The sequence below is a fragment of the Bacillus sp. Xin1 genome, from assembly GCF_013314535.1.
In the GTDB taxonomy this organism is placed as follows: domain Bacteria; phylum Bacillota; class Bacilli; order Bacillales; family Bacillaceae_G; genus Bacillus_A.
In genome coordinates this window covers 1-450 of the sequence record NZ_JABUAE010000181.1, presented here as the reverse complement: position 1 = coordinate 450, position 450 = coordinate 1, and the positions used below count along the sequence as shown (strand labels likewise).

Annotated in this window: 1 protein-coding gene; it reads right to left on the bottom strand. The window is 32.2% G+C overall.

Going from position 1 to position 450, the window contains the following annotated elements; genetic code table 11:
- Nucleotides 1-214: 214 nt before the first annotated feature.
- The coding region (locus HRG09_RS28415; RefSeq protein ID WP_174104110.1) for a tyrosine-type recombinase/integrase at nucleotides 215-450 on the bottom strand (236 nt) is incomplete at its 5' end.

Below are 450 nucleotides of genomic sequence, written 5' to 3'. Positions count from 1 at the left end.
ACTGAATTTGGACTTGATTTTGACGATACCTTTAATATATTTTCCATGTAAGTTGCTCCCTCTGTTATTTAATGGCCTTTTTTGTTACAGATTGGAATGTAATTAACGTATCTTTAACTAATATTCATACCAAAAGCAAACAGTACTATTTAAATACATTCATTCGATACTTTTTGTCTTCTTCCTGCTCAGCTGTATAAATAATAAGCGATGACTAAATTTTAAACTTAGTCATCGCTTTATCCATTGCATCCTGGTTCACACCAATATATCTTAACGTAACTCTTTCAGATGAATGATTAAATATCTCCATAAGCAAAGCGATATTCTTTGTTTGCATGTACATATGGTATCCAAATGTCTTACGTAATGTATGAGTTCCTATTTCATCTAACCCGAAATCTGCTGCTGTATTTCTAAGTATTTTATACGCCATGCTTCGTCCAATCG